This is a genomic window from Pseudomonas sp. PDM19 (assembly GCF_014852215.1).
Taxonomy (GTDB): domain Bacteria; phylum Pseudomonadota; class Gammaproteobacteria; order Pseudomonadales; family Pseudomonadaceae; genus Pseudomonas.
This window is the reverse complement of record NZ_JACVBG010000004.1, coordinates 55,875-71,580: the sequence shown is the minus strand read 5'-3', so window position 1 is coordinate 71,580 and position 15,706 is coordinate 55,875. Positions and strand designations below refer to the sequence as shown.

Annotated in this window: 14 protein-coding genes; 6 read left to right on the top strand and 8 right to left on the bottom strand. The window is 65.5% G+C overall.

Annotated elements, in window-relative coordinates:
* The first annotated feature begins 151 nt into the window (after positions 1-151).
* A complete protein-coding gene (locus IB273_RS22590) occupies positions 152-637 on the top strand; it encodes a fimbrial protein (RefSeq protein WP_192225082.1) in 486 nt (161 codons plus the stop codon).
* Positions 638-695: 58 nt separating this feature from the next.
* On the opposite strand, the gene IB273_RS22585 is transcribed toward IB273_RS22590, so the two are convergent.
* Complete coding sequence (locus IB273_RS22585; RefSeq protein WP_412548094.1) at positions 696-1,748, bottom strand: haloacid dehalogenase-like hydrolase; 1,053 nt, start codon at positions 1,746-1,748, stop codon at positions 696-698.
* Positions 1,749-1,932: 184 nt separating this feature from the next.
* On the bottom strand, positions 1,933-2,841 hold the full coding sequence (locus tag IB273_RS22580; protein WP_192225081.1) for an AraC family transcriptional regulator: 909 nt from the start codon (positions 2,839-2,841) through the stop codon (positions 1,933-1,935).
* Positions 2,842-3,070: 229 nt separating this feature from the next.
* On the opposite strand from IB273_RS22580, the gene rclC reads away from it, so the two are divergent.
* A complete protein-coding gene (gene rclC, locus IB273_RS22575) occupies positions 3,071-3,643 on the top strand; it encodes a reactive chlorine resistance membrane protein RclC (RefSeq protein WP_192225080.1) in 573 nt (190 codons plus the stop codon).
* Positions 3,644-3,669: 26 nt separating this feature from the next.
* Positions 3,670-3,888: a DUF2790 domain-containing protein gene (locus IB273_RS22570; RefSeq protein ID WP_081515174.1), complete on the top strand. Its 219-nt coding sequence runs from the start codon at positions 3,670-3,672 to the stop codon at positions 3,886-3,888.
* A gap of 18 nt (positions 3,889-3,906) precedes the next feature.
* On the opposite strand, the gene IB273_RS22565 is transcribed toward IB273_RS22570, so the two are convergent.
* The gene (locus tag IB273_RS22565; RefSeq protein WP_081515173.1) at positions 3,907-4,827 is read right to left on the bottom strand and encodes a LysR substrate-binding domain-containing protein; all 921 of its coding nucleotides are present in this window, start codon (positions 4,825-4,827) and stop codon (positions 3,907-3,909) included.
* Positions 4,828-4,966: 139 nt separating this feature from the next.
* Between IB273_RS22565 and IB273_RS22560 the strand changes: the two genes are divergently transcribed.
* Positions 4,967-6,361, top strand: coding sequence for a NorM family multidrug efflux MATE transporter (locus IB273_RS22560; protein ID WP_192225079.1), 1,395 nt, complete (start codon positions 4,967-4,969; stop codon positions 6,359-6,361).
* On the opposite strand, the gene IB273_RS22555 is transcribed toward IB273_RS22560, so the two are convergent.
* Complete coding sequence (locus IB273_RS22555; RefSeq protein WP_192225078.1) at positions 6,358-8,034, bottom strand: putative bifunctional diguanylate cyclase/phosphodiesterase; 1,677 nt, start codon at positions 8,032-8,034, stop codon at positions 6,358-6,360. The genes IB273_RS22560 and IB273_RS22555 overlap by 4 nt on opposite strands.
* A gap of 294 nt (positions 8,035-8,328) precedes the next feature.
* Here IB273_RS22555 and rep point away from each other — a divergent pair, with 294 nt between their 5' ends.
* Together rep and IB273_RS22545 are read left to right on the top strand one after the other, a co-directional pair.
* Positions 8,329-10,338 carry a DNA helicase Rep gene (gene rep, locus IB273_RS22550; RefSeq protein WP_081515170.1) on the top strand — a complete coding sequence of 670 codons (2,010 nt, stop codon included), beginning with the start codon at positions 8,329-8,331 and terminating at the stop codon, positions 10,336-10,338.
* 196 nt (positions 10,339-10,534) lie between these two features.
* The gene (locus IB273_RS22545; protein WP_081515169.1) at positions 10,535-11,110 is read left to right on the top strand and encodes a xanthine phosphoribosyltransferase; all 576 of its coding nucleotides are present in this window, start codon (positions 10,535-10,537) and stop codon (positions 11,108-11,110) included.
* Between the two features lie 167 nt (positions 11,111-11,277).
* Here IB273_RS22545 and IB273_RS22540 read toward each other — a convergent pair whose 3' ends face one another.
* The 4 genes from IB273_RS22540 to alr form a co-directional block, all read right to left on the bottom strand.
* Positions 11,278-13,116 carry an acetyl-CoA hydrolase/transferase C-terminal domain-containing protein gene (locus IB273_RS22540; RefSeq protein ID WP_318652504.1) on the bottom strand — a complete coding sequence of 613 codons (1,839 nt, stop codon included), beginning with the start codon at positions 13,114-13,116 and terminating at the stop codon, positions 11,278-11,280.
* 197 nt (positions 13,117-13,313) lie between these two features.
* Positions 13,314-13,742: a c-type cytochrome gene (locus tag IB273_RS22535; RefSeq protein WP_081515168.1), complete on the bottom strand. Its 429-nt coding sequence runs from the start codon at positions 13,740-13,742 to the stop codon at positions 13,314-13,316.
* Positions 13,743-13,914: 172 nt separating this feature from the next.
* On the bottom strand, positions 13,915-14,463 hold the full coding sequence (locus IB273_RS22530) for a cupin domain-containing protein (RefSeq protein ID WP_024762080.1): 549 nt from the start codon (positions 14,461-14,463) through the stop codon (positions 13,915-13,917).
* A 163-nt stretch (positions 14,464-14,626) separates the two neighbouring features.
* Positions 14,627-15,706, bottom strand: coding sequence for an alanine racemase (gene alr, locus IB273_RS22525; RefSeq protein ID WP_192225077.1), 1,080 nt, complete (start codon positions 15,704-15,706; stop codon positions 14,627-14,629).

Genomic DNA, 15,706 nt, shown 5'->3' with positions numbered 1-15,706 from the left:
TCAATCGCACCCCATCAGCCGGCACGCCCGACATCGGAACCGGCGGCAGCGCTATAGCCTGACGGGCTGTGGTCAATGCCACGCCAACAGAGCGTGGGCCCGCTGCTTGCGCACGCGCCTCAACGCTCGCTCTGATGAAAGGAAGTATCGAATGAAAAAACTGATTGCCGCCCTGGTTCTTCTGCCCATGACGGCCACGGCCTACGCCTATGACATGGAGGTGAATATCTCCGGCAAGATCGTGGGCAGTACCTGCTCCTTCACCGGGAACAAGAGCATGGATGTCCTCATGCCCGATACCCCCACCGCCTCGCTGAAGAATGCCGGCAGCACGTCCAACACCGTGGAAATGTACCTCCAGCTGCAAAACTGCCCGGCGGTTACGAAGGTCAAATGGGAGCACACCCAGAATGTGGATAGCGAAACGGGCGCCCTGAAAAACACCGCTGACGGCCCGAAAGACCTTTACGTGCAGGTGCTCACTGGAAGTGGCGACACCATCGACCTGACCAAGGACGAGGGACAATTCCTGAGTACAACGCAAGATGTGACCTATCAACTGCGTTACTACACCCCAACCGGCATTACGGAAGGCGGTGATTTCGCAACGCAGGGTTACCTGACCATCATCTACTGATCGCCACAGGGCGCCGTGAAGAACAGGCCGGCTTGTACCGGCCTGTTTCTTGTGGGGCCTACTGGATCTCTTCCGGGGTGACGATCACCCAGTTCTTGTCGGCGGTGACCGGCTGGCCGAGCTTGGCCTGGGCCGCGGCATTCTTCTTGATCATGCCGTTGAGCTGGTCCATGTACTTGGCCTTGCGGTTGATCCACAGGTGCACGCCGTTCTCGGCGGTGCCGTTGAACAGCATGTAGCCATCGCTGCTGGGGGTATCGCCGCCGACCAGGATGGGCTTCTTCCACTGGTCGATGTAGGTGAGGATCGCCGCCTGCTTGCCGGCCATCCAGGTCGCCGGGGTCCACAGGTAGGGGGTTATTTCCAGGTCCAGGTTGGCCTTGGGATCGTACTTGCCTTCGCTGATCTGCTTGCGCGCGGTGGTCAGGGCGCCGCTCTGGCGGTCCTTGAGCAGGGTGGTGACGCCGATGACGTTCTCGGGCTTCACGTTGTAGCCGTACTTGGGATCGCTGGCGACCATGCGCACCAGTTCCTCATGGGCGGCGGTCATCACATAGACCTCGATGCCGTTCTCCATCAGCTTGTTGTACAGCTCGGTCTGGCCGGTGAAGACCTTGGGCGGGTTGATCTCGATGGTCTTGACCACGTCGCCTTCGTAGTAGGTGCTGGGCACCGGCTTGCCGTAGGCCATCAGCTCGTCGACGTAGCCCTTGAGCTCCTTGAGGGTGAAGCCGGAGAACACCTGGGCGACCCAGGGGTAGCAGACCAGGTCGTCGACCTCGCAGAGGCGGTAGTAGTAGCTGTTGAGGCTTTCCTTGTGGCCGTTGACGTCCTTGAAGGGGATCAGCTTGAGCGAGGGGTCGAGCTTCTCGCGGGTCAGCACGCCTTTCATTTCGAGGAAGGGCAGCAGCGATTCCTCGAGGTCGTAGCGGTAGCTGGTGTTGTCCATGTCGAAGACCGCGAAGGCGCCCTTGTTGGCGTTGGCGGCGATCAGGGCGTCGAGCTGCTTGGCGGCCGGCGCCGGCCAGTGTTTCAGTTCGGTGGCGGCGAAAGAGGTGCTGGCGAGGCCGGCCAGGATCAGGCCGGCGAGCAAGGTGCGCATGGGCTTCATGGAATTCCCCCGAGTGGTCTTGTGGGTATGGGGAAGGCCCATGGCGGGCCTTCACTGGACTAGTCCAGCAATGACCCTAGCAAAGCGCTGTTTCAGCTCTGCGACGGCAGCGACGTGAAACGTCGCGAAGGCGGCAGGACTTGTCCATACGCGCCATGCGGCTTGGCTGGCGACGACAGCTGGTCTAGTTCACCGCGCGACGCAGGCGACCGGGGGCGTCGCCGTAGGTTTCCTTGAACTTCTTGGTAAAGGACGCCTGGGACTGGTAGCCGACCTGGGCGGCGATGTCGCTGAGGCTCAGCTGCGAGCTGCTCAACAGGCGGTAGGCCAGTTCCATGCGCACTTTCGTCAGCAGCGCCCAGGGCGACAGCCCGGCCACCTGGGTGAACAGGCGCATGAAGGTGGCGCGGGACATGCTGGCGCGCTCGGCCAGCGCCTCGATGGTCCACTCGTGGGCGGGGTCGTGGAGCATTGCCTGCCAGGCGCGGCTCAGGCGCTTGTCGGCGAGCAGCGCCAGGGTGCCGCTGGTGGGGACGTACTCCTGCAGGTAGACGCGCAGGATCAGGGTGAAGAGGGCCGAGGACAGCGCGTCGACCAGGAAGCGCGCGCCCGCCTGGTTGCCGTCCGCCTCGCCGCGCAGCAGGCCGACCAGCGCGGCCAGTTGCTCGCTCAGGCCCAGCTCCTGGCTGGAGATGTTGAGGAACGCCGGCAGCGCGCCGATCAGCAGCGAGTCGCGCTGGTAGTGGAAGCTGCCGCAGAGGATATCCAGTGCCTCGCCTTCGCTGCCGATGCGGTGTACCGGCAGCAGGCCGTCCTGGCTGACCTGGGCGGGCACCGGGCTGACCTTCGGCCCCTGGCTGCGCAGCAGGTGCGCGCCACCGCGGGGGAAGACCAGGATGTCGCCGGCTTTAAGCTGAAGGACCTGGCCGTCAGGCATTTCTGCCTGGCAACGCCCGGACAACAGGATGTGGTACTGCGCCACGCCGCCCGGTGCCTGTTCATGGTCGAGCGCCCAGTCGCCCTGGAGTTGGCAGCGCAGGTCGAGGCTGCCGCGCAGGCCGGCGAGCTGGATCAGGCGGTCGATGGAGTTCATGGCGTTCCACACGCAGGAAAGGGCCTACAGATTACGCGCGGGATCAGCCAAGTAAACGCGGCTACCCCCTTCTTTCTCGCTTGCGTACTCCCTTGGTGCGGGGCCAGGGGCCGGTGAAAACGCATCCGAGACCCACCGACAAAAACCCGAGCACAACGCGAAAGAAGCGCAGCGGCGCGATTCCGACAATGGGCACTCCTGATTGCAACCGACTCTCAAGGAGTTCCCCATGACCTCTCCCATCACCCAGGGCCTGCAGGCACTCAGCCGCCTCGACCACGTCGGCGCCAACCTGATGCGCGTCGCCATCGCCGTGGTGTTCATCTGGATCGGTGCGCTGAAATTCGTGCCCTACGAAGCCGACAGCATCACGCCCTTCGTCGCCAACAGCCCGTTCATGTCGTTCTTCTACGAGCACCCCGAGGACTACCGCGCGCACCTCACCCACGAGGGCGAGCTGGATGTGCAGAAGCGCGCCTGGCAGACCACCAACAACACCTACGGATTCTCCAAGGGGCTGGGCGTGGTGGAGCTGAGCATCGCCCTGCTGGTGCTGCTCAACCCGCTGTCACGGCGCCTGGGCCTGCTCGGCGGCTTCCTGTCGTTCGGCACGCCGCTGGTGACGCTGAGCTTCCTGATCACCACGCCCGAGGCCTGGGTGTCGGCGCTGGGTGATGCGCAGCACGGCTTCCCCTACCTGTCCGGCGCGGGCCGGCTGGTGCTCAAGGACACCCTGATGCTCGCCGGCGGCCTGCTGGTGATGGCCGACTCCGCCCGCTCGCTGCTGCACGAACGCGCCTGATTCAACTCTTCTGAAGGAAACCTGCCATGAAAGCGCTGATCGCCCTGATCCTCACCACCCTGTTCGTCGCCGCCTGCGGTACCGTGCCGGCCCACGACAGGCCCGACGTGCACCGGGTCATTTCCATCACCGATACCCAGCAGGAATGCGGCATCGTGCCGGTGACCATGGTCTACGAAGACGCCCAGGCCCAGCAGCACGAGTTGCACTACCAGGTGTGGGCCAATGGCTGCAGCGGCGACTGATCCGCCGCGCCGCCGGACTCAGTCGAGCAGCTCCACCGGCGGCAACTGCATGGCCTGCACCTCGGCCTGCAGGAAGTCGCGCAACCGGCGCAGCCGCTCCTGATGCCGACGCGCGCGGGGCCAGACCAGGTAGTAACTCTCGCCGCTGGCCACCGCGGCGGGCCAGGGCAGCGCCAGGCGGCCCTGGTTGGCATCCTCGGCGACCATCACCAGGTCGCCGATGGAAACCCCGTAGCCGCGGGTCGCGGCGACGATACCCAGCTCCAGCGTGTCGAACACCTGCCCGCCCTTGAGTGACACCTTCTCCCCCAGACCCATGCGTTGCAGCCAGCGCCGCCAGTCACGGCGGTCGGGCGTAGGGTGCAGCAGCTCGGCGGCGGCCAGCCGCCCGGCGTCCCAGGGGCCGTCCGCCAGCAGCGCAGGCGCACCGACGGGAATCAGCCATTCGGGGAACAGCAGGGTGGCCTCCCAGTCCGGCGGGAAGTGCCCGGAACTGAGCAGCACCGCGCAATCGAAAGGCTCATGGACGAAATCCACGCGGTCCACGTCCATCCAGGCACTGGTCAGTTGCACCTCGATATCGCTGTGCTGCATGCGGAACCGGCTCAGCCGCGCCAGCAGCCAGCGCATGGTCAGGGTCGAGGGCGCCTTCAGGCGCAGCACACCTTCTTCAGCGCGCAGGCTGGCGCAGGCGCGCTCCAGTGCATCGAAGCCATCGCGCAGTCCGGGCAGCAGCATCCGCGCCGTTTCGGTCAGCTCCAGCTGGCGGCCGCGCCGCTGGAACAGGCGGCAGGCGAAGTGTTCTTCCAGGGTCTTGATGTGCCGGCTCACCGCACTCTGGGTGATCGCCAGTTCCTCGGCGGCGCGGGTGAAGGACGCATGCCGGGCGGCCGCCTCGAAGGCGCGCAGGGCGTAAAGGGGCGGCAACTGGCGGTTCATGGTGGGCTCCAAAAGGCGGCATGCATGAGTATGACTCATGTATGGCATCGCATTTATCCTTTTGTGCCCGGCCCCACAGCAGCCGGAGAATGGAAGGCTCCCCATCGATGCGGCAGTTGCCGCTTGCTGAGCCTGACTCATGAAACGCCTGTACCGTGACGAACTTGCCGCCATCCTTCGCCTCGCCGGCCCGCTGATCGCCGCGCAACTGGCCTACGTGGCCATGGTGTTCACCGACACCGTGATGATGGGCAAGCTCGGCCGCGAGGCGCTGGCCGCCGGCGGGCTGGGCGCGTCGACCTATGCGCTGGTGTCGACCTTCTGCGTCGGCGTGGTGGCGGCCACCGGCAACCTGGTGGCGATCCGGCATGGCGCGAAGGACGCGCGCGGCGTGGTGGAAGCGACCCAGGCCGGCCTGTGGATCGGCGGCGCGCTGGCGCTGCTGGCGGGCCTGCTGCTGTGGAACCTCGGGCCGATCCTGATCGCCTTCGGCCAGGCGCCGGAAACGGTCGCGGGCACCATGAGTTTTCTGCACAGCATCGTCTTCGCCCTGCCCGGCTACATGGCTTTCATGGTGCTGCGCGGCTTCACCAGCGCCATCGAACGGCCGGGCCCGGTCATGGCCATCAGCCTGGTCGGCGCGCTGGCCAACTTCGCCTTGAACTACGCCTTCATCGAAGGCCTGTTCGGCCTGCCGCGCCTGGGGCTGGCGGGCATCGGCATGGTCACTGCGGTGGTGATGAACGCGCTGCCGGTGATCTTCGCCCTGTACCTGCGCTGGCACCGGGCGTATGCGCCCTACCCGCTGCTGACCGGGCTGTCGAAGCCGGACTTCACGGTGATCGGCGAATCCCTGCGCCTGGGCATTTCCATCGGCGGCACCTACGCGGTGGAGTCAGGCATGTTCACCGTGGCGACCCTGTGCATGGGCGTGATCGGCAGCACCGCGCTGGCGGCGCACCAGATCGCCATCCAGTCGGTGTACGTGGCCTTCATGGTGCCCATGGGGATTTCCTACGCGGTGACCTTCCGCATCGGCCAGCACTACGGCGCCGGCCGGCTGGTCGAGGCGCGCCGCGCCGGCCGGCTGGGCATCGGCTTCGGCGCCAGCTGCATGTTCGCCTTCGCCGCGCTGTTCTGGCTCGCGCCGGAGCTGGTCATCGGCCTGTTCATCGACCACCACGACCCGGCCAACCGCGAGGTGGTGCAGTTGGCCGTCAGCCTGCTGGCCATCGCCGCGTGGTTCGAGCTGTTCGACGGCACCCAGTGCATCGCCATGGGCGCGATCCGTGGCCTGAAGGATGCGCGCACCACCTTCCTCGTCGGGCTGGCGGGCTACTGGCTGGTGGGCGTGCCGATGGCGCTGCTGCTGGCCTTCCCGCTGGGCTGGGGGCCGAGTGGCGTGTGGTGGGGGTTGGCCTCCGGGCTGGCCTGCGCGGCCATCGGGCTGACGCTGGCGTTCGAGGCTAAGACCTCGCGTCTGCTGCGCCCGCACACGGCCGGCGCGGGCCTGGCTGTGCTGGCTGACCGCTAGCTGACCGAGTCCTGCAGGCGCAGCGCGCGGTTGGCGCCGAACACCAGGAACCGCGCCAGCTCCGCGAGCGGCAATGGGCGGCTGATCCAGTAGCCCTGCACCTGGTCGCAGCCGAACTGACGCAGCTCGTCCTGCTGGGTGATGGTCTCGACGCCCTCGGCGACCACTTCCAGGTTCAGGTTGTGCGCCAGGTTGATCATGGCCTTCACCAGTTGCAGGTTTTCCGGGCGCTCGTGCATGTCGCCGACGAAGCTCTTGTCGATCTTCAGCAGGGTGATGGGCAGGCTGCTCAGGTGCACGAAGGACGAGAAGCCGGTGCCGAAATCGTCCAGCGAGAAGCGCACGCCCAGGCGACCGAGGGCCTGCATGGTCTGCTGGACCTGGTCGCTGCGGCGCATCACGGCGGTTTCGGTGAGTTCGAATTCCAGCCACTGGGCGTCGACACCGCGCTCGCGGATCAGGCGCTCCAGGGTCGGCAGCAACTGGCTGTCCTGGAACTGGCGGAACGACAGGTTCACCGCCATGTGCAGCGGCGGCAGGCCACGCCCGCGCAGCCATTGCATGTCGCGCAGGGCACGGGAGATGACCCAGTAGCCCAGCGGCACGATCAGCCCGCTTTCCTCGGCCAGCGGCACGAAGTCGCCCGGCGTCAGCAGGCCGCGCTCGGGGTGGCGCCAGCGCACCAGCGCTTCGAGGCCGACGATCTGCCCGCTGTGCAGGTCCAGGCGCGGCTGGTAGTGCAGTTCCAGTTCGTCGCGGCGCAACGCCCGGCGCAGTTCGCTTTCCAGGTCGGCCAGGCTGCGGGCACCGCGGTTGATGCGTTCGTCGAAGACGTGGAAGGTGCAGCCCTGGCGCGACTTGGCCTGCTGCATGGCAATGTGCGCGTGCCACAACAGCGGGTCGGCAGCTTCGCCGGCGCAGGCATGGGCCACACCCAGGCTGCAGCCCAGCAGCAGGCTTTCGCCCTCGACCCAGTAGGGTTCGCCCAGGGATTCGACGATCAGCTCGGCAATCTTCTCCACCCGCGCCGGGTCGCGGCGGGTGTCCAGCAGCAGGGCGAACTCGTCGCTACCCAGGCGGGCAATGTCGTCGCCGTTGTCCAGGTGCGCCTTCAGGCGCGCCACCACCTGCAGGATCAGGCGGTCGCCGGCCTGGTGGCCGAGGGCGTCGTTGACGTGGCGGAAGTTGTCCAGGTCCAGGTGGCCCAGCGCCAGGCCGCGCCCTTCGCTCTCGCTGAGACGGGCGGCGAGCAGGGTCTGGAAGCCCTGGCGGTTGGCGATGCCGGTCAGCGGGTCCTGTTCGGCCAGGCTCTGCAGGGTGTTCTGCAGCGAGGTGCGCTCACGCACGTAACGCAGGGTGCGGCGCAGGACTTCGACGCTGAGGGATTCGGCCACCAGGTAATCGGCAACGCCGACCGGCTCTTGCGCGGGCTCGCGCTCCAGCAGCAGGACCAGCGGCAGGTGGCATTGGTGGGCGGACGGCAATTTGCCGGGCGTGGCGAGCACCAGGCCGACCTGATCTTCATCGAACAGGCTGCTGGCGGCCTGCCAGGACGGGGCCGTGATCAGCGAATAGCCCTGCCCCAACGCGGCCAGATGCCCGCGCAGTAGCTGGGCCCACTGCGGCGCTTCCGCCAGCAGGAGCAGGCGCGTTGGTTCGACCGACGCTGCCAAGCGACCCCCATGTATCTCTAAAAAGGGGAGAAACTCCAGGCACCATCCCTGCGCCCACTTCTCCCGGTTTTGAAGCGACGCCATCCGGACATCCCACGGATGTAGACGAAACTTCAGAGAAACTCTTAAGAGTTTTCTTCAAGTAATGCTGTCACAAGCCTAATACATGTACAGATTTATCCAAAACACATAAGTACGATCGTGTCACAGATCGCCGCTATTCCGAGCGGCACCCCGACGCCCGGCACGGCCTGCTAGAATACGCGCCCGCTCCACTACAGACCCCCGCCTTTCATGTCCCGACTCAATCCCCGGCAGCAAGAGGCCGTGAACTACGTCGGCGGCCCGCTCCTGGTACTGGCCGGCGCCGGCTCCGGCAAGACCAGCGTGATCACCCGCAAGATCGCCTACCTGGTCCAGCAGTGCGGCATCCGCGCCCAGTACATCGTCGCCGTGACCTTCACCAACAAGGCCGCCCGCGAGATGAAGGAGCGCGTCAGCACCCTGCTGCGCCCCGGCGAGGGCAAGGGCCTGACCGTCTCGACCTTCCACAACCTGGGCCTGAACATCATCCGCAAGGAACATGCGGCCCTGGGCTACAAGCCCGGCTTCTCGATCTTCGACGAGAGCGATGTGAAGGCGCTGATGACCGACATCATGCAGAAGGAATATTCCGGCGATGACGGTCTGGACGAGATCAAGGGCCTGATCGGCAGCTGGAAGAACGACCTGATCCTTCCGCAAGAGGCGCTGGAAAAGGCGCGCAACCCCAAGGAACAGACCGCTGCGATGGTCTACCTGCACTACCAGCGCACGCTCAAGGCGTACAACGCGGTGGACTTCGACGACCTCATCCTGCAGCCGGTGAAGCTGTTCCAGGAGCACCCGGAGATCCTCGACAAGTGGCGCAACCGCGTGCGCTACATGCTGGTGGACGAGTACCAGGACACCAACGCCAGCCAGTACCTGCTGGTGAAGATGCTGGTGCAACAGCGCGCGCACTTCACCGTGGTGGGCGACGACGACCAGTCGATCTACGCCTGGCGCGGCGCGCGTCCGGAAAACCTGATGCAGCTCAAGGAAGACTTCCCCTCGCTGAAGGTGGTGATGCTGGAGCAGAACTACCGCTCCACCAGCCGCATCCTCAAATGCGCGAACATCCTCATCGCCAACAACCCCCACGTGTTCGAGAAGCAGCTGTGGAGCGAGATGGGCGAAGGCGACCCGATCCGGGTGATCCGTTGTCGCAACGAGGAGTCCGAAGCCGAGCGGGTGGCGATGGAAATCCTCACCATCCACCTGAAGACGCAGCGGCCCTACAGCGAATTCGCCATCCTCTACCGGGGCAACTATCAGGCGAAGCTGATCGAGCTGAAACTTCAGCACCACCAGATTCCCTATCACCTGTCAGGCGGCACCAGCTTCTTCGGACGCCAGGAAGTGAAGGACCTGATGTCCTATTTCCGCCTGCTGGTGAACCCGGACGATGACAACGCCTTCCTCCGGGTAATCAACGTGCCGCGCCGGGAGATCGGCTCCACCACCCTGGAGAAGCTCGGCAACTACGCCACCGAGCGCGGCTGCTCGATGTTCAACGCCTCCGGCGAGCTGGGCCTGTCCGAACACCTGGACGCCCGCTACATCGAGCGCCTGCAGCGCTTCAAGCGCTTCATCGACAAGGTCCGCGAGCAGTGCGCCGGCAGCGACCCGATCGGTGCGCTGCGCAGCATGGTGATGGACATCGACTACGAGAACTGGCTGCGGCAGAACGCCTCCAGCGACAAGATCGCTGACTTCCGCATGGGCAACGTCTGGTTCCTCATCGAAGCACTGAAGAACACCCTGGAACGCGACGAAGAAGGCGACATGACCATCGAGCAGGCCATCGCCAAGCTGGTGCTGCGCGACATGCTCGAGCGCCAGCAGGAAGAGGAAGAAGGCGCCGACGGCGTGCAGATGATGACCCTGCACGCCTCCAAGGGCCTGGAATTCCCCTACGTGTTCATTCTCGGCGTGGAAGAGGAAATCCTCCCGCACCGCTCCAGCATCGAGGCTGACACCATCGAGGAAGAGCGGCGTCTGGCCTACGTGGGCATCACCCGGGCGAAAAAGAACCTGGCGATGACCTTCGCCGCCAAGCGCAAGCAGTACGGCGAGATCATCGACTGCTCGCCCAGCCGCTTCCTCGACGAGCTGCCGCCCGAGGACCTGGTCTGGGAAGGCCAGGAAGATGCGCCGCAGGAGGTCAAGGTGGCCAAGGGCAACTCGGCGCTGGCGGATATCCGGGCGATGCTCAAGCGCTGAGCCGCTGCACCTGCAGGAGCGCGCCATGCGCGCGATCGCGGGCGTGGCCCGCTCCTACAGGGGGGTTGCCTCTTCCGCCCATCGAAAAACTGTCCATTCGATCAGCAATTGCATTGGTCGGAACGTCGCGCAGAAGACCAATGGCGTTGTAGAATTACGCGCTTCATCAGCGACAGCCGCTTTCGGAAGCACCCCCGTGAACACTCTCAAAGACAAAATTCGCAGCGAAGGCATCGTTCTTTCCGAACAGGTCCTCAAGGTAGACGCCTTCCTCAACCACCAGATCGACCCGGCGCTGATGAAGTTGATCGGCCACGAGTTCGCCGAACGCTTCAAGAACCAGGGCATCACCAAGATCGTCACAATCGAGGCCTCGGGCATCGCCCCGGCGGTCATGGCCGGCCTCGAGCTGGGCATCCCGGTGATCTTCGCCCGCAAGTTCCAGTCGCTGACGCTGAAGAACGACCTGCTGATCTCCAAGGTCTTCTCCTTCACCAAGCAGACCGAAAGCACCATCGCCATCTCCGCCAAGCACCTGACCGCCGCGGACCACGTGCTGGTGGTGGACGACTTCCTCGCCAACGGCCATGCCGCCAAGGCGCTGATCGACCTGATCCAGCAGGCGGGCGCCAGCGTCGCCGGTCTGGGCATCGTCATCGAGAAGTCTTTCCAGGAAGGCCGCGCCCTGCTGGAAAGCGAAGGCTACCGCGTGGAATCCCTGGCTCGCGTGAAGTCCCTGGCCAATGGTCAGGTCGAGTTCCTCGAGGACTGATCCAGCGCGATTCACGAAAAAGGCGGGCGCCGAACAGGGCCCGCCTTTTTTCATGCCCGGAAAATCATGCAGGGGCGGGCCATGCCCGCCATCGCGCGTAAAGCACGCTCCTGCAGGGAAGCTGGAACTGCGGCCGCCTGCCGGCGGATCGCGGGCATGGCCCGCTCCTACAGACTCGTCCGACTGGCTTTCAGGCCGGCCAGCACCAGGCGCTGGTACAACTCCTCGCGCAACCCCTCCGGCTTCGCCAACCCCATGCGCTCCAGGTGCGCGGGGAATGCCTCCGGCTGCGGCGCGTCCAGGGTCGCCTTGCCCAGTTCGAGAATCTCGCTCAGGCGCAGTTTGCTCTTCAGCCAGCCCAGCGCTAGCAGCAGGTCGCGCTCGTGCTCGGTGAAGTCGCAGCCCAGCGGGAATTCCGGCAATAACTGGCGCAACCCCCGGGTCGCTTCGCGCAGGCGCTCCGGGGTGTTGTTGCGGTAGCGCTCGTCCAGTTCGAAATCCTTCGGCAGCTTGCCGGCTTCCTGGGCCTGGGCGATCAGCTCGTCCTGGAAGCGCGAATCAGCGATGGCCAGCAGCGCGGCGATCACTTCGGCGTCGTTCCTGCCGCGCAGGTCGGCCACGCCGTACTCGGTCACCACCATGTCGCGCAGGTGCCGGGGGATGGTGGTGTGGCCGTAGCTCCAGACAATGTTGGAGCTCAGCTCGCCTTCGGATTCGCGCCAGCTGCGCAGCATCAGGATCGAGCGCCCGCCCTCCAGCTCATGGGCCTGGGCGACGAAGTTGTACTGCCCGCCGACGCCGCTGAGCACGCGGCCGTCCTCCAGTTGGTCGGCCACGCCGGCGCCCAGCAGGGTGACGGTGAAGGCGCTGTTGATGAAACGCGCGTCGCGGCGCTGCTCGCGCTTGAGCTCCTCGTCGCGGTAGAGGTTGTTGACGAAGCCGATGCCGGTCATGCCGATCCCGACCAGTTCCTCGCGGGGCATTTCGCGCAGGCGTCGGTAGAAGGCCTGCGGGCCGAGGAAGAAGCCGCCATGCAACCAGACGCCCGGTTCACTGGGCGACGAGCCCGGCCGTGCCGCGACGCGCCGGTTGAGCACGCCTGCCTCGGCCAGCGCCAGCAGGCCGGGAACGAACATTTCGCTGCAGCCGTACAGGCCCTGTTCGAACTCGCCGAGGCCGCCGTCGCGCTCGATCAACCCGGCGTGCCGGGCGGTAGAGTCGAGGCCGTCGAGCAGCGCGCGGTAACCGTCATTGTTGCGCTGGCGGGTGAGCAGCGCCGAGGTCAGGGCGTCGCCCATGGAACCGATGCCGATCTGCAACGTGCCGCCATCGCGCACCAGAGCACTGGCGTGCAGGCCGATGCAATGGTCCTGCAGGCCAACCGGCAGGTTGGGCGTGGAGAACAGCGTGCTGCTGTCGCCCGGCGCATCCACCAGCAGGTCGAAGAAGTCCTCGTCCACCTCGGCGTCGCCGGGCATGTAGGGCAACTGGTCGTGGACCACGCCGATGGTGACGATGGTTTCGCCGGCCGCGCGGCGACGCTGCAGCATCGGCAGCAGGTCGAGGGTGATGTCCGGGTTGCAGGCCAGGCTGAGCTTGCCCGGTCGCGCCGGGTCGCGGGCCACCAGTTGGGCAACGGCGTTGACGCCCTTGGCGTTGATATCGCGCGCCACGTGGCTGTAGTTGCAGCTGATGTAGTTCTGCTGCGCCGGGGCGCTGTCCAGCAGGCTGCCGGGCTGCAGGTAGAACTCCTCGACGCGGATGTTCTCCGGCAGGCTGCCGCTGCGCAGGTCGTGCAGGTAGTCGAGTTCGGGGTAGTCGCCGTAGATGCGCTCGACGAAGGGTTCGAGGAAGCGCCGCTGCAGCTCGCCGCCGGCCTGCGGACGACCGAGTGACAGCGCGGTATAGAGCGTCAGCTGTCGGCGCGGGTTCTCGCGGATGTGCCGGTACAGCGCGTTGGCCAGCTGGTTGGGCTTGCCCAGCCCGAGCGGCAGGCCGAGGCGGATGTGCCCGTCCAGGCGTTGCAGCAGTTCTTCGACGGCAGTTTCGATCGAGCAGGATTGCACCGGGCATCCCTCCTGGTTCGTTTCAACGACAGGAGTTTGGACCGGCTTTGCGCAGAAGTTGCTCCCTCGACGCACCAGGTGACAAATCGCGGGCATGAAAAAGCCGCCCTTGGGCGGCTTTTCGCACAGGTCGGCTATTACAGGCCGGACATGTGGTGAATCGCAGCTTTCAGCTCGTCATCGGAGCAATCAGCGCAAGTGCCCTTGGGCGGCATGGCGTTGACACCCGAGATGGCCTTGGCCAGCAGGCCGTCGAGGCCGCCCTGCTCTTTCGCACGCTTGCCCCAGTCAGCCTTGTCGCCGACTTTCGGCGCGCCCAGCAGGCCGCTGCCGTGGCAGTTGGTGCAGACCTTGCCGACAATCTCTTCACCCGAACGCGGAGCACCGCCACCACCGGCAGAAGCTACGGCGCCAACGCCTTCGCATTCCTTGCCCTGGACGCAGACTTTGCCGACAGGTTCGAGACGCTTGGCAATGGCGTCATCGTTGGTCGCGGCCTGAACGCTCACTGCCCACAGGGCCAGTACGGCAGCTTGGGCTGCCAGGATTTTTCTAATCAGGTTCACCCTTTCACCCTCATCGTGGCTTATCACGCCCGGTCGCGGTGCAGTCACAGTCTCGGGCCGCGCGAGCGGGCGCAAGTATAACGGCAAAGCCGGGAAGCTCGAAACAATTGCGCCACCTAGCCGGCGTTTGCGGCATTAGGTCGCAGCTGATCTGGCCGGTCCTACCGGCTGTTCAAAAATTTGCCGGTGTGGTCGCGCTGATCAGCCGCGCCGGGGCTTCGAACGGATTGCGGAAGCGGTGCGGCTTGGTGCTGTCGAAATAGTAGCTGTCACCGCATTCGAGGACGAAGGTCTCGTCGCCGACGGTCAGCTCCAGGCGACCTTCGACCAGTACGCCGGTCTCTTCGCCTTCGTGGGCGTACATGTCGTCACCGGTGTCAGAGCCTGGCGGGTAGGTCTCGTCGAGCAGGGTGATGGCGCGGCTGGGGTAGTCCTTGCCGATCAGCTTCATGATGATCGAGCCGCTGGACAGGTCGCTGAGTTCGTCTGCCTTGTAGACCACAGGAGTGTTGCTGCTCTGTTCCAGGTCCAGGGAGAAGAACTCCACGAGGGACATCGGAATACCACCCAGCACTTTCTTCAGCGAGCTGATGGAGGGGCTGACGCTGTTCTTCTCGATCATCGAGATTGTGCTGTTGGTAACACCCGCCCGTTTGGCGAGTTCGCGCTGGGACAAACCTTTGAGCTTACGGATGGCTTGCAGACGAGCACCGACGTCCAAGGGTGGGGTCCTCCTTATTCTTGTGATCAGGCAGGCTCTGAAAGGCAGAACCCGCAACGGCTTGAGCCGAGCGGGTTCCAAGTGCCACGTATCATGGCAACACCGTTCAGTATTTACAACAGATCGCCCGCCGATCCTGCGCAAACTTTACGGGCGGTATCCGTCACTCGCCTGCGTAGACCCGCGGGACGCGCTTGAGGTTGCAGAACAGCTGATAGGGGATGCTGCCGCACAGGGCAGCGAGCTGGCTGGCGGGCACGTTCGGGCCCCAGAGTTCCACGCGGCTGCCCAGGCCTGCGCTGGGCAGGTCGGTCAGGTCCACGGTGAGCATGTCCATGGACACGCGACCGATGATGCGGCTGGGCTTGCCGTCGATGAACACCGGCGTGCCGTCCGGCGCATGGCGCGGATAGCCGTCGGCGTAACCCATGGCGACCACCCCGACGCGTACCGGGCGGTCGGCGATGAAGCGCGCGCCATAGCCCACCGGCTCGCCGGCCGGCAGTTCGCGGATGCTGATGACCTGGGATTCCAGGGTCATTACCGGGCGCAGCTGGTCAGCCAGCGGGTGCGCCTGTTCGAAGGGGGTAGCGCCGTAGAGCATGATGCCGGGGCGCACCCAGTCGCTGGGCACGTCGGACCAACCGAGGATGCCGGGAGAGTTGCGCAGGCTGATCTCGTGGCCCTGGCCTGCGGCTTCGCGCACGGCCTGGAAGGCGGCGACCTGCTCCTCGGTGCGCGCGCAGTCCAGCTCGTCGGCCCGGGAGAAGTGGCTCATCAGCACGACCTTGGCCACGTGCGGCAGCGCCTTCAGGCGCGCCAGCGCGGCGGCGTAGTCCTGCGGGAAGAAGCCGACGCGGTGCATGCCCGAGTCCATCTTCAGCCAGACGGTCAGCGGCTTGCTCGGACGGGCGCGCTCGATGGCTTCCAGCTGCCAGGCCGAGTGGACTACGCACCAGAAGTCATGGGCGTCGATCAGTTCCAGCTCGCTGGCTTCGAAGAAGCCTTCGAGCAGCAGGATCGGCGCGCGGATGCCGGCTTCGCGCAGTTCCAGCGCTTCCTCGATGCAGGCCACGGCGAAGCCGTCGGCTTCAGCTTCCAGCGCACGGGCACAGACCACCGCGCCATGGCCGTAGGCATCGGCCTTGACCACTGCCAGCGCTCGAGCGCCGGTCACTTCACGGGCCAGGCGGTAGTTGTGGCGCAGGGCGGCGAGGTCGATCAGGGCACGGGCGGGACGCAT